Genomic DNA, 17267 nt, shown 5'->3' with positions numbered 1-17267 from the left:
TTCCCCCTAATAATTACATAAACAAATGGAATCGCCTGCACATAGTCGATTCCATTTGTTTCCTTATTTTATTTTAAGCCTTCATCGCTTCTCGTACAATATAACTATCCACATATTGCTTAAACTTCACGATTTTTCCATTCTCAAGTTTCCATACGTGAACAAAGTCTGCTTCAAAGGATTTTCCCGTCTCTTTATAAACTCCTGAGTAAACACCTTCAGCAATGATTACATCTTTTCCGTTTACTTCATGATACGTATTTACACTCGCTTTATAATTATCCCATTCTGATCCTAAACGGCTAAATACATTTTCCATTACTGCTTCTACACCAATATACGTTCCACCGTACGGGAAACCTTCTGCCTCTGTCCACTCTACTTTTTCAGAGAGAGCTTCTGCTAAATGTTTTGCATTTGAAGAAGATGGTCCTTCATATGTGCTTCTAACAATTTCTAAATTTGTTTTTTGTACCATTATTTTTTCACCCCAAATGCGTTTGCCGCTAAAACAAGTCCAATTTCTAACGCTTTAACGTGTGGGAATCGTTCCTTTATTGCCGTTTGAATTTCTTCACTTGAAGGATTTCCTGCAAGAACTTCATCAAATGCTACTAAATATTTACGAGTATGCTTAATCGCATCTGCTGTATTTGGTGCATCATAATCACGATGTCCAGCTACAACAATTTCCGGATGAAGATTTTCAATTTCACTTAATGTTTCTAACCATTTATGACGAGCTTCAGCATCTGTTTCTAACGTCCATGCGAAAGTATTGTTATACACGATATCTCCTGTAACTACTGCTTTTAATGACGGAATCCATACGTAACTATTATTAGGTGTATCACCTTGTAGACCACCTTTAATGATTAAGTCATTTCCCTCTAACGTAAGCTTATCTCCCTCTAACACTTCTGGAACAATTGGCTGATGAGGAACATTATGCCCAATAGACGGTTTCCATTGTTCCACTTTCTTTTCAAACGTATTGCGAATATCTTCTACTGTATTTCGCAACGCTACAATTTTCGCTTCTGGAAATGCTTCATGTAATACATTTAATCCAAAATAGTGATCTGGATGGAAATGAGTCACATAAATATGAGTTAAATTCTTTCCTGTTTCAATAATTTGAGCTGCTAAACGATGCGCATCACTTAATAAAAATTGTGCATCGATAAGAATTGCATCTTTTTCTCCGTATACAATTGTGGATGTAACTTGAAATGCTTGCCCAGATCCTGTAAAAACCTCTAAATGTAATTTTGACATGTTATTTCCTCCACTTTTCATTTACTCTTTTATATTCCTTTATTCTTTAAGCTTTATCCTAGATGTAACTACTTTAGTTACATCTAGGATAAAAAAATATATGAATCATTTTATCACTAACCGACTTGATGTAATCATTATAGTTACATCAAGTCGTCAAGTCAACACTAAAAAAATGAAATTTACTTCGTTTTCATTACTTTCTCTTTTAAGAAACGATCTACATATCCTTCTGCTTTTACAACGAATAAATACGCACCCATTGATAATAATGCAAGATCTAATTCATATCCTGGATTCTTTCCATCTCCTAATAATCCTGCTGCTCCATTTACCTTTACGATAGCTCCAGCCAAAATAAGAGCGAATAACAATCCTACATATCGTACACCTAAACCGATGATTAATAATATACCACCTACTAATTCAACTGTTGCTACGCCGTATGCAAGACCACCTGGTAAGCCGATGCTTGTAAACCACCCTGCTACGTTATCGATACCTGATTGAAACTTTGCTAAACCGTGTGCAAAAAACGTAACTCCTAACACGATACGAATAATTAAATTACCAATATATTGATTCATTCTGAACTCTCCTTATTTGTTTTGTTATGATGAACATTTATTCACAAGACAAAACAATACGGTATTTCGGTTCATTCGTCAAATGCTTTTTTTACAGAAAACAAAAAACATTATCCGTTTTACGAATAATGTCTTTTACAAAATAGCGCTAATTCAAGCTTTTACTCTATCGCACAGAAAAAGTTGAAACTTTTTTCCAGCACCTATATAAGACGATAAAGACACATCTTCTTCAATCACCATTCCAACAACATTCACTTTCTCGTTTTCAGGCAAATCATTTATAACAATTTGCATTTCACCAGCATATCTACCGTACAATTCATTATCAATTGTAATGCTGCCTCTCTTTCTTGAAATTGTATTCATTGGCTGTAAAATCACTTTATTTTCTTCTCGCGATTCTACAGAACGAATTACGTCACGTGCTGGATCTAATCTATTTGTATGCACTTGCTCTACCACTTTTAATACTTCACTTTCATTTATAAATGACTCATACCGCACCGGAATAATCCCTCTACTCGCGCTCGCGATTTCTTGTACACTTTCGAGACTTCCGCTTATATCTCCAATTAACACTTTATCAACATTGCACTCTTGAACAAGCTCTAAATACGCCTCAAGCGGGCGCATATGTCGATGTTTTTCCAAAGTCGGTAATCCTTCATATAGCGGGCCACGTTTTTCCCCATCTCCTGGAATAAATGCCATCGTTTTTATTCCGCGCTCCTGTAAATATTGATTTTGTTTTTGTAAGAAGGACTTTGCTAGTCCCGTTTCTGGACGCGGGTAAAAATTATGCCACGCTTCTACACGATCTACTCGTATATTTTCCGCAAGTAACTCTTTCCAAAATGATTCTGTAATCGTACTCGCATTTAAAGCCACTTTCATTTTATAAGATACGAGCGCAATTTCTTTTGGTGCAATACCGTAATCCATTCGCAAACCAGTAATGCCCCACTCTACTAACTCTTCCACATTTTCATACGTTATTCCCAAATGATGTAAAGATTTCGGAGAGACATCGACCATTAATTCCATTCCATACTTCAGCGCTTGTTTCCCAAGTATTTGTATTAATTCTTTATACGTATTCGGATCATCTTCTGGAATGTGAAGAGATGTAAAAATAGATGAAAAACCGTTCTCCCTCCCCATTTTTAACCATTCTTCTTGTTTCTCTACTCGCTCTTTTGAAAGATAAATTGAAATTCCTAACATATAAATCTCTCCTTCTACTAATATAAAAAAAAGAGAAAGGAATCCCTTTCTCTATATGTTTTCTGCCATTTCTTCTTTAAAGCCGAAGAAGTACGTAAAGATAAATCCGAAAGTATATGCAATCACTAACCCTAAGAAATATAATAAATATTTATTATCAGCAATTAACGGAATTAAAGATAATCCTGATACACCGATTCCGAGTGAAGCCGTTTTCATTACTGCCTGGAATGCCCCACCGACAGCCGCTCCTAAACAAGCAGTAATAAATGGTTTCCCAAGTGGTAATGTAACCCCATATAATAACGGTTCGCCAATTCCTAAAAATCCAACTGGCAATCCACCTTTAATCACATTACGAAGTCGTTTATTTTTTGTTTTTACATAAATCGCAATCGCTGCTCCTACTTGCCCAGCGCCAGCCATTGCGAGTACTGGTAATAAAGGTGTTACATGTGTTTGATTAATGAATTCCATATGAATTGGTGTTAAACCATGATGTAATCCGACCATAACGAGAGGTAAAAATGTTCCTGCAAGCACAGCTCCCGCAAATGCTCCGCCAACATTTAAAATTGCGTTAATACCGCTCGTAATACCATCAGATAAGAATCCCGCTGCTGGCTGGATCGCTAACATCGTTACTATACTTACAGCTAATACAGTAATAAGCGGTGTTACAATAATATCTACTGCATTCGGCACTGCTTTTCGTACTCTTCTCTCAACTACTACCATAAGCCATGCTGCAAAAATAACTGCAAACAATCCGCCCCGGCCAGGTACCATTGCTTCACCAAATAATTTCACATTTGCCATCGCCGGATTAAAAATTAAAATACCAGCAATCGCTCCAAGAACTGGTGTCCCGCCAAATTCTTTCGCTGTATTCCAACCGACTAAAATCCCTAAAAATGTAAAGATACCGCCGCCAATAAGTAGTAACATTTGTAGCCATGTAGCATTCGGATCAGCACCTGCGTTTTTCGCGAAGTTAGCAACTCCGTTTATAATTCCTGATGCAACAAGACCAGGTATTAACGGAATAAAAATGTTACCTATTTTTCGTAAAAAGTTCTTCACTGGTGTATTATTTTTCTTCTTCATCTCTGATTTAATCTCTTGACCAATATCTTCAAGATGATGATCTGCAACCTCACCAATTCGTAATCCTGTTAAAACTTCCATTTCAGCTGCTACTTTATTTACCGTTCCTGGACCAACAACAACTTGAAGCGTTTCATCTTCAATGACGCCCATAACGCCTTCAACCTTTTTCAAAAGGTCCATGTTCACTTTACTTTCATCATGAAGCGTTAATCGTAACCTCGTCATACAATGAGCAATGCCACGAATATTTTGTACTCCCCCAAGTTGCTCCGTAATCCTACTGGCCATTATCTCTTCTTTCTTCATAACAGAATCCCCCTCCCCATAGTTTAAAGTGCCTTCTTCACAAATCCTTTCGCCGCTTTTAATTTTTCTAGTGCTTCCCCATATTCACACTGTAGTAATATCATAACGATTGCAACTTTCACATTTCGATTTGCTTTCTCATAATACTCTGTAGCTACTTCATAACTAGCGCCAGTTGCTTCCACAATAATTCGTTTTGATCGTTCTACTAACTTTTCATTCGTAGATTGAACATCTACCATTAAATTTTTATATACTTTTCCTACACCAATCATTGACGCTGTTGAAATCATATTAAGCACTAATTTTTGCGCTGTACCAGCCTTCAAACGTGTTGAGCCTGTTAATATTTCTGCGCCTGTCTCCACTTCTACATTGAGTTTTGCATACTTACTTATTTCAGCATTTTTATTACAAGAAATACTCGCCGTACTAGCTCCCACACTATGTGCGTATTTCAATCCGCCAATTACGTAAGGGGTTCTACCACTTGCGGCAATACCAATCACTGTATCTTTCTCGTTTAATCCAATACTTTTCAAATCTTCTTCTGCTAACTCTTCGCGATCTTCGGCACCTTCTACCGCCTTAGTAAACGCTTTCAATCCACCTGCTATAAATCCTTGCACCATTTTATCATCCGTTCCAAATGTCGGTGGACATTCAACCGCATCTAAAATACCTAAACGGCCACTCGTACCAGCCCCAATATAAATTAATCGGCCCTCTTCTTCAAAAGATTTAATAACAGTCTGTACTACCTTTTGAATTTGTTCTATCTCTTTTTCAACTGCTAACGCAACCGTTCGATCTTCTTCATTCATACTTTGTAACACTTCTTTTATACCCATCTCATCTAGATTCGTCGTTTTCTCATTACGGTGTTCTGTCGATAAATTTTCTAACATATTGCCACCCTCTTTGAAATTATATTTCACACTTTTATTATAACTTTAAGAAACTAAAAATCAATAACTCTTTCTTATTTTATGAAATAAAATTTCACAAAATGACATATTTGTGTCAAAGATAATAAAAAAAGATGAGTCTCCTCATCTTTTCTTCTACTTTAACTTCCGTAACCGCAACGCTTCTTCTCGCGTCTCCATAAATTGATCCAACACTTTATTACCAATACGATTAAAAGTAATCACATATAAAGCATCAATCATATTCAGTTGTGTCATTCTCGAAGCAATACTCGCAATGCGATGATCTTGCTCTACATCCGGCATACAAAGGTGAATGTCTGCAGCTTTATATAAAGGAGATGATTGATCTAGCTTCGTAATCGCAATAACTGTAGCTCCTCGCTTCTTCGCATATTGCGCCATTTCGAGCACATCTTTCGTCCGCCCAGAAGTTGAAATCGCCACAAATATATCTCCTTCTTTTAAATTCGTTACGAGTGGCAACATCATATGAAAATCAGATAGCATCATCGCAGTAAATCCAAGCCTAGTAAATTTATAAGCTCCGTCCATCGCCGGTGTAGCTGATCCACCTACACCATAAAATATGATTTTATTAGCATTTACAATACTATCTGCAGCTTTCTCAAGTTCCTTCTTATCTATCGCAGTAACACTCGCCTCAATTGCAGCTTTATTCACATATGTAACTTTATTAAACAAATCGTACGGTCCATCTTCTGTATTCATCACTGAAAAATCGTTAATATTATAATCAACAATTGTTAATTCACGAACGAGCGCTATCTTAAATGCTTTAAAGCTTCCAACACCGATTGTTTTACAAAAACGTACAACACTCGCCTCACTCGATCCCGCATTTGTAGACACTTCTTTTGTCGTTAAATTTGGAACAATCTCTGCGTTCTCCATTATGTACATGGCAACCTTCTTTTCAGCTGGTGAAAATTGATCCATATTATTTTCAATTTTAAATAGTAATGTTGAAGCTTTCACTATTTAACCTCCACTTCTTACGGTTGCGTATATTCTCTAATATCATTTGTATCATATAGATAAAAACCATCATTGCCAGGTGGATGGTGGATGGTGAACAATTACAGTTCGATCCCCTTTTTTATATGACGTTATTTCACCTTCAGATCGCTGTTTTTCCCATCCATGTATCCAAATTGCAAAGTCAGGTACAAAAGCAGTGTACTTATAGTCTTTCGGGTTTTCGTCTTCTACATAGGAAGAAAAAATAGAAACTGGAAAATTTTTCACTTTTGACTCTTTCCATGCAGTAAATGGTATACATAGTGCAATAAGTATGATTACACCTATAACTTTCCCCTTTGTAATCTTCACACTTCCCTCTCCTTGTCATATCACATACATAGATTTTATCATAATTACAATCCATTCATGCTACATGACCACTGCATTTTGCAATAAAAAAAGAGCTTATCTACATCAGATAAGCCCTTCCTCTCTATACAAAATACTTCTTCAAAAGCGGCGGCGTAATAATCGTCGTCAATATAACAACAATGACAATAGCTGTGAAATTTTCTTTCGCTAATAAATTCGCAGTTAATCCATTTGCTGCAATAATGAGCGCTACTTCTCCGCGTGATACCATCCCTGCACCGATACTAATAGAAGATTGTAAGTTAAATCCTGTTAGTCTTGCTCCTAAACCTGATCCAATTAACTTTGTGAAAATCGCAATGAGCGTCATAATGATAATGAACCAAAGTTGGCTTCCGATACCTTGAAATGTAATTTCCATTCCGATACTTACGAAGAAAACCGGTACGAATACCGCATACGCAATCGGTTCAATTTTATGTTCCACTTCATGCTTATACTCTGTTTGAGAAATCGCAATCCCAGCTGCAAATGCTCCAATAATACCTGCAATTCCCATCATTTCACTGTAATACGAAAAAGAGAAACAAATAATAAGTGCAGCACTAATTAACGCTTCTGTTACGCGAAGTGGTACGAGCATTTTCATAATCCACGGAACAACTTTCCAAGCGATGAAAACGATACTTATAAAAAAGATGATTTTTTTTGCAATTACAAGTGTTACATTTACATCTTGTGTGCCTAAAAAACTCATGACAAACGCTAATAAAATAACGACAATCACATCGTCAAATACTGCTGCGCCTAAAATTGTTGTACTTTCTCTCGTGTTCATTTTCCCTAAATCTCTTAGCGTTTGAACAGAAATACTAACCGATGTGGCACAAAGTAATAATCCTAAAAAAATCGCATGCGACTGCAACATTCCAAAAGCAAGCCCTGCTAAATACCCACCAAGGAATGGGAAAATAATTCCTCCCATCGCTACTGCGAATGCAGATTTTAAATTACGATTTAACTCTTCTAAATCAGTTTCGAGTCCTGCCATAAACATAAGTAACAAAACACCAATTTCGCTAAGCTCATCAATAAGTTCAGAACTATTAATAATACCGAGTACTGCAGGACCGATAATAATACCAACGATTAATTTACCAAGTACAGAAGGCTGTCCAAGCCTAACGCTAATATCACCAGCTAATTTCGTACAAAGTAAAATGACAACAAGTTCAAAATAAAATAACATAGCATCTTCTCCTACTATATAAAATAAAACTTTAGTCAGTGGGTTATTCTTCATCCCTACTGATTGTTAACCTGCATCTATTTCTGCACATAGCTTCTCCTTACAGCCGGCATTTTATTTGTTAAAGTTTTATTTGACAAAATATTCTGAATTATAATAAGATTAATCCAGAAATTTCAAAAAAACTACATACCATAACTGTATCTTCATTCACTTACATACTCTTTTCCGATGGGCTCGTACTATATTCGCAGTTATGGAGATGAAAACTAAAGGAGGAGAGTTCAAAGTGAAGTCATTATTACGAAAAAAAGCGCTTAGTACTGAATCACCACGGCAGCTAGATAGAACATTAACGGCACTCGATTTAACGTTTTTAGGAATCGGCGCCGTAATTGGGACAGGGATTTTTGTATTAACAGGTATTGTAGCAGCAAAACATTCTGGTCCTGGTATTATGCTATCATTCCTTATTGCTGCATTTACTTGTGCTTGCGTAGCTTTTTGTTATGCCGAATTTGCTTCTTCTATACCAGTCTCAGGAAGTGTTTATACTTATGCATACATGACCGTAGGAGAAGTTGTCGCCTTCATCGTTGGTTGGTGTTTAATGCTCGAATATTTACTCGCAGTTGCAGCGGTAGCTGTTGGCTGGTCTGGATATTTACAATCATTGCTTCAAGGATTCAATATACACCTTCCCGCCATTATTTCCTCGGCCCCCGGAACGGGAAAAGGTGGTCTCATTGATTTACCGGCTGTTTGTATTTTACTTCTCATTACTGGGCTTTTAAGTTTTGGTATACGCGAAAGCGCACGCATTAATAATATTATGGTCCTTATAAAATTAGCAGTTATTATCGCCTTTATCATAGCAGGCGCAAAATATGTAAAGCCTGAAAATTGGACACCGTTCATTCCATTCGGGTACGACGGTATTATTACTGGTGCTGCCACTGTCTTCTTCGCCTTTTTAGGTTTTGATGCAATCGCAACTGCGGCAGAAGAAACGAAAAAACCGCAGCGTGATTTACCAATTGGCATTATCGGTTCCCTTCTTATTTGTACAGTTTTATACATGATCGTATCTTTCGTTTTAACAGGTATGGTTCCTTATACGCAATTAGATGTTTCTGATCCAGTTGCATTTGCACTGCATTTCGTTGGCGAAGATACTATTGCGGGGCTACTTGCAGTTGGTGCGATGACAGGAATGACAACCGTTCTTTTAGTCGTTATGTATGGACAAGTTCGTGTTTCTTATGCAATGAGCCGAGACGGCTTACTCCCAAAAGCGTTATCACGCGTAAATAAAAAAGTAAAAATCCCTTTACTAAACACATGGATTACCGGGGTATTTGCAGCTTTATTAGCAGGGCTTTTAGATTTACATTTACTAGCGAATTTAGTAAACATCGGTACGTTAACAGCCTTCACATTCGTTTGCTTTGCTGTACTTATTTTACGGAAAACTCATCCTGATTTAAAACGTGGCTTTCGCGCACCACTCGTACCTGTACTACCAATTGTCGCTATTCTTTGTTGTTTATATTTAATGATTAATTTATCCAAAACGACATGGATCAGCTTTGCAGTCTGGCTTATAATCGGTCTATGCGTCTACTTCTTCTACTCTAGAAAACATAGTCATTTAGCTAATGAAAAAACAAATGATGAGAAGAAAAATGCGTAATAAAATAGCTCGCCTATGAAACGGCGAGCTATTTTCATGTCTATTATGTTTTTTAGTTAACGATTGTAAACTGAAAAATATACCGATGCAAGTAAGTACATAACCTGCAACTTTTGCATACGTATTTCCCCTTACTTCGTCTCCTTCTTTTTCTTCCTCCACGCATTTACACTATCAAAGAAAAAGTTAATAAATAGCGTTCCTAATCCCGCTAATAAAAATGTCATTAAAAATAGAACCCATATACTTTTATCTTTTAATAAATAATATCCTACAAGGAGCACGACGGCGATCCATACATATTCAAGAATTCTTTTTAGCTTTTTCTCTTCCAAATTATTCGCTCCCTTTTGTTATACTACTTTTAGTATAACAAAAAAGAAGCCTATCATGATAAGCTTCTTTTTCTTATACCTTACTTGTTGATACTTTTTTCAACAAGTGAAATAGCATTCTCTAACGTACGATTCATTGATTCTACATACTCATCTTTTACCTTTTTATCTTTTAACACAGCTTCTGCAACAGTGATTTTTTGACTTAATGATTTAACTGAACCGTCTTTTATATTTCCATCTTGCGCTTTCTTTACTAAAGCTTTTGCAAATTCAACATTCACTTGTAATTTTTCTTTCGGTGTTTTTGGCTGTTCTTCTGCCACTTTTGATTGTACAAATGTTTGGTTTGATGTTTTTAATTCATTATACATTTGAACAACTTGTTCACCTGTACTCGCTATATTCTCAAACACTTTCTTTGCATTGTCATAGCCTTTTTGTAATTCTTTAAAAGCTTCTTGAGAATATTGACCTGGCTTTTCACCAAATTCATAAGTACCTGCCAATACTTCTTTCACTTTTCCAATCTCTTCATATAACGTATTTACTTGCTCTAACTTTGTACGATTAGAAAACTCGTTATATGCTGCTACTACTTCTGAAGAACTTAATGCTTTACTATATAATTTTGCTAACGCAATTTGTCCATTTAACGGAATGCCACCATTTCCATTGCTATCTGGATCTGCACCAAGTGCAAATGGTACGTTCGGATGATATACTTTCCCTTGAGCTGGCTGACTATTTACTTTTTTACCATCTACATAAATTGCTACTTCACTTCCATTATACGTTCCTGTTAAATGATATGTTTTATTGGCTTCTAATTTAGTTCCAACTCGTTTATAACTACCACCGATATGAGCCCACAATTCTACATTTCCATCACCTGTAGACTCAAAACCAATTCCACCACTCTCTGTATTTTGCAAAATTCCTTGTCCACGAATTTCATTCATTGAAAATACAGTTTCTAATGTGAATGTATTTGCTACTTTTTCTTTTTGTGTTGCTGAAAATGGAAGGTACCCAAATGTATTTGCTTTTCCATTTAATTTCATTACATTTGTTTTCAACGCTTTATCATATTCAATAGATACATTGCCTTTCACCTCACCTTTTGTTCCAAACGGTGAGTTATCTTTAAATGTACCATCTAAGAAATTCACATCAAAAACGTCTGCCTTTGGTACTTTCACATTCGGATCAATATTATCTTTTTTCGTTGTGATTTCTGCCGTTAACGGTTGCGCACTTTCATTGCCAAACGAATCAATTGCAACTACTTCAAGTGTATATGATTTCCCGCCATCTAATCCTGCAAGTGTAAATGTAAGTTCTTTCGGCACTGGATCACGATAAAACTCTGAGAATGCTAATAACTTATTTTTAATCTCACCTGTTTGTTTATCCTTTGCTTGCAAGCGATAAGAATGAACAAGAAGGTTGTCCAACGCTTGCGGGAATGTTACTGTTGCCGCATTTTCCGTTACATTTGATACAGCAAGCTTTGCATCCTTCGCAAAGTATGGCTTTTCTTTATCACGATCTTCTACATGCGTAAATGTTTCTTTCTTTGATGGCAACTGAATTTTCCATGGCTCGCCTGTCCAAGAATTTGTATGGAAATCACGGCGATTAATTGTTACCTCTTTGTCATCTACCTCTACTAATAAACCTTGGCTTAATGTACTAGCTCCTGGCGGGATATTCCCTTGTACTTTACCGCCTTCCACTTCCATATAGCTTACAGAAGATGTTCCAACAGACGTAAAGTCTTTTTGATGAATCGATCTTGGATCATCTAACGGATAATGTGAATGACCTGAAAACGTAATTACTTGTGGGTATTCTTTTAATACCGCATTAATTTTTGCACTATCTTTCGTTCCCCATTCTTGACTACCGTACACTGTATCTTTAATATGTTGATGTAAAAACACAAAAATCGGTTTTTCTGGATCATCTTTTTGTGCCTTTGCCATTTCTTCTTTTAACCAATTAATTTGCTTGTCCGAATAATAGCCATGTGTTGTACCATCCTCTGGAGACATAACAAGGAAATGATACCCTTTTACCACTTTATGATAATAAATCGATTCCATTCCTGTCTTTTCTAAGAAACGCTTCTGTGCTCCCTCTACAGATAAACCGTTCCAATAATCATGATTACCTAGAGAATTCATTCGTACCGCATCTTTATTTGCATTTTCGTTATACACTTGCATAAAACGATCATATTGCTTTACTGAACCCGAATCAGTAAAATCACCTACAATGACAAATGCATCTTGCTTTGGTGCAAGCGTATTAAATTGCTCAATCGCTCTTTTCCAGCGGAACGTATCATCTGTTCCACTATCTTTAATATGTACATCACTTACAACTGGGAAAACGATTTTCTTCTCACTTGGTGCCTTTTCTTGCTTTTTCTCTTCCGCTTTAACCGACGTACTCCACGGAAATGACACGAATGCTAATACAAAAACCATCAATAATCCAATAAGTCCTTTTACTTTTCGTAAAGCAGTTCTTTCCACGTAAATCCTCCTCATATAATAAACTAATTACAATGATTATTGTATCGAACGCATATTAACTTCGTTTAAATTAAGAATGAAATTTATTTAAGTTTTGTAAATATACAGTCAATTTTGTGTAACATCCCACATTACTTGTATTATCTTATACAACCACCTTTTGTCTTACAGACTCTCATAACTTATTACTAGCTGTAAGCCTATTAAACATCTTTCGTGAAATTTTTCGCCCCTTTATTAACACAACTATCGTTTTACAACATTTAATAGTAATAAAAAGAAACTATGAAGGGAGGAGCCATTAATGGCTTGTAAAAAAAATATCGGCTGTTATGCCCCTTTATCTATCATCTGCCCTCCCTACGATCCACCTAATCCACCTAAACCACCAAGCTGTGAACTAGTCACGAATGAATTTGCTGGTAATTTTTTTATAACAAAAGAAATCCCTCCACCTTCTGAAAATTCCACATTAGTTTTATGGGAAGGAGATGGTTTACTTAAAATATCAGGTACCATTTCTGTGTATAATAGCACTAGTAGTACTGGAGGGGTTACCGTTCAAATTATTGGGCAGGTGACAAATAATTTTACTGTCTATCCTGGCAACACAATGTCATATACAGGTCAATCATTACAATCTGTGACAATCATTAATATTCCAAATAACCCAACTCAATATATAGAGGGAAAATATTGTTGCCAATTCTCATTTTGTTTATAAAATTCTTTACCACCCTAACTTACAAACTATACAAAAAAGCATACCATCACGGTATGCTTTTCCTTATGAAATCGGATAACGCACTGTAAGGCATAATTGCCCTTGGCTCGTTGCCGTCCCTGTTGTTACAATTTGAATAGTAGTAAAATACCTTACTGTAAAAGAGCCACTACTTTGTGGTTGTACAGTAATTGTATTAACTACTGTCGCTCCCACTAGAAAGTTTACTGTAATTGGATTTACACCTACATCATATTTTACATAACCAGATGCATACAAATCTTGCGTAATATTATTCGTATATACCGTTTCAGTTACCGCACCAGTAGCAGCCCAATCTATACACACCTGATCTTGTACAAGTGTTTTACTGGAACAGCATGATAAGTTAGAATTGCACATCTTAGTCCTCTCCTTTTCTCTTATGAAAGTGGATAACGTGTTGTTATACAAAACTCTCCTTGATATGTTCCAGCTGTTCCAGCAGGTAAAGTTACTTCAATTGTCTGGAAACGACGGTACGTAAAAGCAATACTCGTTCCAGGATTTAATGTTTGTGTATCAAGTGTAGCTCCTGTTGCATCTAAAACTGTCAGCGTGATTGGAGCTGGTCCGACGTCATATCGAACAAACCCTGTTCCAATCATATTTTGATTAATATTATTGTTATACAGCACATTTGTAATTGCAGTTGCAACTACAGTTCCTGACCATGGACTACACACTTTATCTTGTACAAAATTTTTATCTGGACAACACGTTAACGCTGTTCCTGAGCACTCACAAGACATAGTTGTTTCCCCTCTCTCTTTTTTATTCCCTATATGTGTATGTCCTTCAGAGTCTTTTGCCTGTACTATTCATCCATTTTCAAAAATTAATCAAAACTCAGTGCTAATAACTAGATAGATTCCGTTTTCTTTCGTTTTTTCATAAATTTATAGATAAAGATACTACCTACAACAATAAGAACGACCACTAATATAGGTAACATATATTGTCCAACAACACCCGCTGCTTTTTCCCAATGCGGACCTAATTTCATTCCAAAATAAATATACAAAGTCGTTAATGGGAACATTGCTACAAATGTATATATGCTAAATTTCCATATGTTCATTTTCGCCATACCACATGGAATGGAAATAAGCGTTCGAACTCCTGGGACGAAGCGTCCAACAAATGCTACAACCGGTCCATATTTCTCAAAAAAATCATCTGCTTTTTGAATTTGTTCTTCTTTAATGAAGAAATATTTACCGTATTTCACCAATACAGGGCGCCCGCCGTAATAACCGAGCGCATATAACGTTAATGGTCCTGTCGTTCCACCAAGTGTTCCGGCTAACACCGCAAGCCAAAAATTCATATCTCCCTCGTACACCCAATACCCAACAAGCGGCAAAACTACCTCTGCTGGAATAAACTCAAAAGTTAAAGCTAACACAACTCCAAAATAAGAAAACTGCTTTAAATAGTCAATTATATCTAAAATAATTTGCTCCATACTTTTAACCCCTATCCTATATTCACATTATGCTTTTCTTGCAATTGAACTGGTGCCATCTTTACAATTCGGTTCAAAATGAATAACACAATTCCAATATCATCTAAAATACCGATAAACGGCAGGAAGTCTGGAATTAAATCGAGCGGCATAGCAACGTAACCAACTAAAAAAGCAATAGATAAGATTTTCTTCTTTATGGAAACCTCTTTTGAAGTAAAAAAGTCAAATAAAAATGGAACAAAACGGCGGACATGAAATACAACTCTTAATCTACTAATAAGTTTTTTCATTTTCTATCTCCTCTCTTTGTATACAAAAAGGACCCTACCAAATATGGTAAGGGTCCTAAAAAGACAATAAGGGGCCTTTACCATTGCTGGTAAAGGTCTCACTAACAACGAATCGTTGCCAATAAAGCCGAGGGTTTCTCCCTGTAATGACGACTTTACTGTAATAAGTTACTCCCCTTTATATACACAATTTTATACAATCACATTAAGATATTTGGAGAGGCTTGTCAATATTTTTTTCATTACTTACATTGCCTATTACGATTATAAAATCAAAAAAGACTTTCTTCCATATTCTCTTTTGAGACAATTTGGAGCTTATAACTATTCGGATCATAGAAAATTATTCTTACTTCTTCACCATGGCGCTCTTCTACAAATGATATTTGATAAAACTCTAACTTTTTCTTTAACCGCTCGATATTTGTAGTTTTTAACAATAGTTCCTTCACTGATGATATAACAGTCTCTCTATGCTCTCCCAGTCCCCTGTTTACAACAAAACAAATTCTCGTTGAACCAATATCATACCACACACCTGTTACACGTATTTGTGGCCTCTCCTTGCTCGGTTTAAATCCTAGAATTCCTTCATAAAAATATAATGTCTCCTTTAAGTTTTTAGATTCTAATACAATACATGTTGTAATACTTCCCATCCGCACTCCCCCTGTCTCTATTAGTTTTCTATATGAGTCATAATTTACAATTATGTACGAATACAATACGTAGTGATGAATATTTCATTTATAAAGGAGGAGTGTAACGTGGATAAATATATGAAATCCTACATACCTTACCATAGCCCAAACGATCCTTGCCCTCCAATTGGAAAGAAATATTACTCAACTCCCCCCCACCTATTTATGGGCTTTCAGCCACCTAACTTACCCCAATTCTCGCCAAAAGAAGCTTTAAGAAAAGGGACTTTATGGCCTGCATTTTATGATTATTATGAAAATCCTTACAAAAAAGGACGGTGAATAAAAACGTGACACAAACATTGCCTGATGAATATTACAAATGGATTGAAGAACTACAAGAGCTAGACTTTGTATTAGTTGAACTTACCCTCTATTTAGATACGCATCCCGACGATATTGCAGCTATAAATCAATTCAATGATTTCTCCTATAAACGAAGAGTATTAAAACAAAGAATTGAAGAAAAATACGGGCCACTTCAGCAATTTGGAAATAGTTATTCTAACGCTCCATGGGAATGGAGCAAAGGACCGTGGCCATGGCAAATATAAAGTGAAACTTTAATCAGTGGGAGGTTACGAACAGCAGGGCTCCAACCGAATTTTGAGATAGGAGTCTTACTGCTCGCAAATAGCGGGATAAAGGAGAGAAACTATGTGGATTTATGAAAAGAAATTACAATATCCGGTGAAAGTAAGCACCTGTAATCCTCAACTCGCAAAATTATTAGTTGAACAGTACGGTGGTGCGGACGGTGAATTAGCCGCTGCTCTTCGCTACTTAAATCAACGTTATACAATTCCTGATAAAGTCGTTGGCTTACTAACCGATATTGGTACAGAAGAGTTCGCACATTTAGAAATGATTGCTACAATGATTTATAAATTAACAAAAGATGCAACACCTGAACAAATGAAAGCTGCCGGATTAGACGCGCATTATGCGAATCATGACAGCGCCTTGTTTTACCATAATGCAGGTGGTGTTCCTTTTACTGCCACTTACATTCAAGCGAAAGGAGATCCTATCGCAGATTTATACGAGGATATTGCAGCTGAAGAAAAAGCACGAGCGACTTATCAATGGCTAATTGATTTATCAGACGATCCCGATATAAATGATAGCTTACGCTTTTTACGTGAACGAGAAATTGTCCATTCTCAACGTTTCCGAGAGGCTGTAGAAATTTTAAAAGAAGAACGTGATAGGCAAATTTATTTTTAAAACACATATCCTAGCGATATGTGTTTTTTTACGTTACAAAGTTAAATATTTCCTAATTAACATATAAATAGTATATTTATTCAATTTAATGCATTATTTTTTAATATTTATAAAATTCCTTCTTGCTTTATAGTCATCAGACCTTTAAAATAATAACAGTTACTCGACAAATTATTTGAATTTTCGACAAAAACACTCATTA

20 protein-coding genes and 1 pseudogene are annotated in these 17267 nt (G+C 36.1%); 5 read left to right on the top strand and 16 right to left on the bottom strand.

Annotation, left to right across the window (positions count from 1 at the left end; genetic code table 11):
* Positions 1–73: 73 nt before the first annotated feature.
* The 9 genes and pseudogenes from ACFWDE_RS07890 to ACFWDE_RS07850 form a co-directional block, all read right to left on the bottom strand.
* Positions 74–478 (bottom strand): nuclear transport factor 2 family protein, encoded by a 405-nt coding sequence (locus ACFWDE_RS07890; protein WP_377891316.1) that lies wholly within the window; start codon positions 476–478, stop codon positions 74–76.
* A complete protein-coding gene (locus ACFWDE_RS07885; protein WP_377891314.1) occupies positions 478–1278 on the bottom strand; it encodes an MBL fold metallo-hydrolase in 801 nt (266 codons plus the stop codon). Before ACFWDE_RS07885 ends, ACFWDE_RS07890 begins: the two co-directional genes overlap by 1 nt.
* Before the next feature lie 182 nt (positions 1279–1460).
* Complete coding sequence (locus tag ACFWDE_RS07880; RefSeq protein WP_001077751.1) at positions 1461–1865, bottom strand: DoxX family protein; 405 nt, start codon at positions 1863–1865, stop codon at positions 1461–1463.
* Between the two features lie 153 nt (positions 1866–2018).
* On the bottom strand, positions 2019–3092 hold the full coding sequence (locus ACFWDE_RS07875) for a DUF871 domain-containing protein (RefSeq protein WP_377891312.1): 1074 nt from the start codon (positions 3090–3092) through the stop codon (positions 2019–2021).
* A 51-nt stretch (positions 3093–3143) separates the two neighbouring features.
* Positions 3144–4508, bottom strand: coding sequence for a PTS transporter subunit EIIC (locus ACFWDE_RS07870; RefSeq protein WP_219917248.1), 1365 nt, complete (start codon positions 4506–4508; stop codon positions 3144–3146).
* A 23-nt stretch (positions 4509–4531) separates the two neighbouring features.
* Entirely contained in the window at positions 4532–5416 is an 885-nt protein-coding gene (gene murQ / locus ACFWDE_RS07865) for an N-acetylmuramic acid 6-phosphate etherase (RefSeq protein WP_377891309.1), read from the bottom strand.
* A 156-nt stretch (positions 5417–5572) separates the two neighbouring features.
* Positions 5573–6436, bottom strand: coding sequence for a MurR/RpiR family transcriptional regulator (locus tag ACFWDE_RS07860; protein ID WP_377891307.1), 864 nt, complete (start codon positions 6434–6436; stop codon positions 5573–5575).
* 17 nt (positions 6437–6453) lie between these two features.
* Positions 6454–6790: pseudogene (locus ACFWDE_RS07855) on the bottom strand (outer surface protein).
* Between the two features lie 124 nt (positions 6791–6914).
* On the bottom strand, positions 6915–8096 hold the full coding sequence (locus ACFWDE_RS07850) for a cation:proton antiporter (RefSeq protein WP_377891305.1): 1182 nt from the start codon (positions 8094–8096) through the stop codon (positions 6915–6917).
* A 202-nt stretch (positions 8097–8298) separates the two neighbouring features.
* Between ACFWDE_RS07850 and bcaP the strand changes: the two genes are divergently transcribed.
* Entirely contained in the window at positions 8299–9735 is a 1437-nt protein-coding gene (bcaP, locus tag ACFWDE_RS07845; protein ID WP_193657631.1) for a branched-chain amino acid transporter BcaP, read from the top strand.
* A 131-nt stretch (positions 9736–9866) separates the two neighbouring features.
* Here the strand turns inward: bcaP and ACFWDE_RS07840 are convergent, their stop codons facing one another.
* Both ACFWDE_RS07840 and ACFWDE_RS07835 read right to left on the bottom strand, forming a co-directional pair.
* Complete coding sequence (locus ACFWDE_RS07840) at positions 9867–10070, bottom strand: hypothetical protein (protein WP_000391508.1); 204 nt, start codon at positions 10068–10070, stop codon at positions 9867–9869.
* Positions 10071–10150: 80 nt separating this feature from the next.
* Complete coding sequence (locus tag ACFWDE_RS07835) at positions 10151–12613, bottom strand: LamG-like jellyroll fold domain-containing protein (RefSeq protein ID WP_377891301.1); 2463 nt, start codon at positions 12611–12613, stop codon at positions 10151–10153.
* Between the two features lie 304 nt (positions 12614–12917).
* Between ACFWDE_RS07835 and ACFWDE_RS07830 the strand changes: the two genes are divergently transcribed.
* Positions 12918–13337 carry an S-Ena type endospore appendage gene (locus tag ACFWDE_RS07830; RefSeq protein WP_377891299.1) on the top strand — a complete coding sequence of 140 codons (420 nt, stop codon included), beginning with the start codon at positions 12918–12920 and terminating at the stop codon, positions 13335–13337.
* A 63-nt stretch (positions 13338–13400) separates the two neighbouring features.
* On the opposite strand, the gene ACFWDE_RS07825 is transcribed toward ACFWDE_RS07830, so the two are convergent.
* The 5 genes from ACFWDE_RS07825 to ACFWDE_RS07805 all read right to left on the bottom strand — a co-directional run bounded on the left by ACFWDE_RS07825 (position 13401) and on the right by ACFWDE_RS07805 (position 15796).
* Positions 13401–13739, bottom strand: coding sequence for a DUF3992 domain-containing protein (locus ACFWDE_RS07825; RefSeq protein WP_016094718.1), 339 nt, complete (start codon positions 13737–13739; stop codon positions 13401–13403).
* Between the two features lie 20 nt (positions 13740–13759).
* A complete protein-coding gene (locus ACFWDE_RS07820; protein WP_377891296.1) occupies positions 13760–14128 on the bottom strand; it encodes a DUF3992 domain-containing protein in 369 nt (122 codons plus the stop codon).
* 110 nt (positions 14129–14238) lie between these two features.
* Positions 14239–14844, bottom strand: a complete 606-nt coding sequence (locus ACFWDE_RS07815) for a DedA family protein (RefSeq protein ID WP_377891294.1) — start codon at positions 14842–14844, stop codon at positions 14239–14241.
* A gap of 11 nt (positions 14845–14855) precedes the next feature.
* Entirely contained in the window at positions 14856–15137 is a 282-nt protein-coding gene (locus ACFWDE_RS07810) for a YkvA family protein (RefSeq protein ID WP_000733843.1), read from the bottom strand.
* Between the two features lie 272 nt (positions 15138–15409).
* Positions 15410–15796, bottom strand: a complete 387-nt coding sequence (locus tag ACFWDE_RS07805; RefSeq protein ID WP_377891291.1) for a VOC family protein — start codon at positions 15794–15796, stop codon at positions 15410–15412.
* Between the two features lie 108 nt (positions 15797–15904).
* On the opposite strand from ACFWDE_RS07805, the gene ACFWDE_RS07800 reads away from it, so the two are divergent.
* The 3 genes from ACFWDE_RS07800 to cotJC all read left to right on the top strand — a co-directional run bounded on the left by ACFWDE_RS07800 (position 15905) and on the right by cotJC (position 17065).
* Positions 15905–16120 (top strand): spore coat associated protein CotJA, encoded by a 216-nt coding sequence (locus ACFWDE_RS07800; protein WP_377891289.1) that lies wholly within the window; start codon positions 15905–15907, stop codon positions 16118–16120.
* 8 nt (positions 16121–16128) lie between these two features.
* A complete protein-coding gene (locus tag ACFWDE_RS07795) occupies positions 16129–16392 on the top strand; it encodes a spore coat protein CotJB (RefSeq protein ID WP_002150382.1) in 264 nt (87 codons plus the stop codon).
* A gap of 103 nt (positions 16393–16495) precedes the next feature.
* Positions 16496–17065, top strand: a complete 570-nt coding sequence (cotJC, locus tag ACFWDE_RS07790; RefSeq protein ID WP_377891286.1) for a spore coat protein CotJC — start codon at positions 16496–16498, stop codon at positions 17063–17065.
* Positions 17066–17267 lie beyond the last annotated feature (202 nt).

Source organism: Bacillus sp. NPDC060175 (genome assembly GCF_042728695.1).
Taxonomy (GTDB): domain Bacteria; phylum Bacillota; class Bacilli; order Bacillales; family Bacillaceae_G; genus Bacillus_A.
The sequence above is the reverse complement of the archived record's forward strand: the minus strand, read 5'-3'. Positions and strand labels throughout refer to the sequence as shown.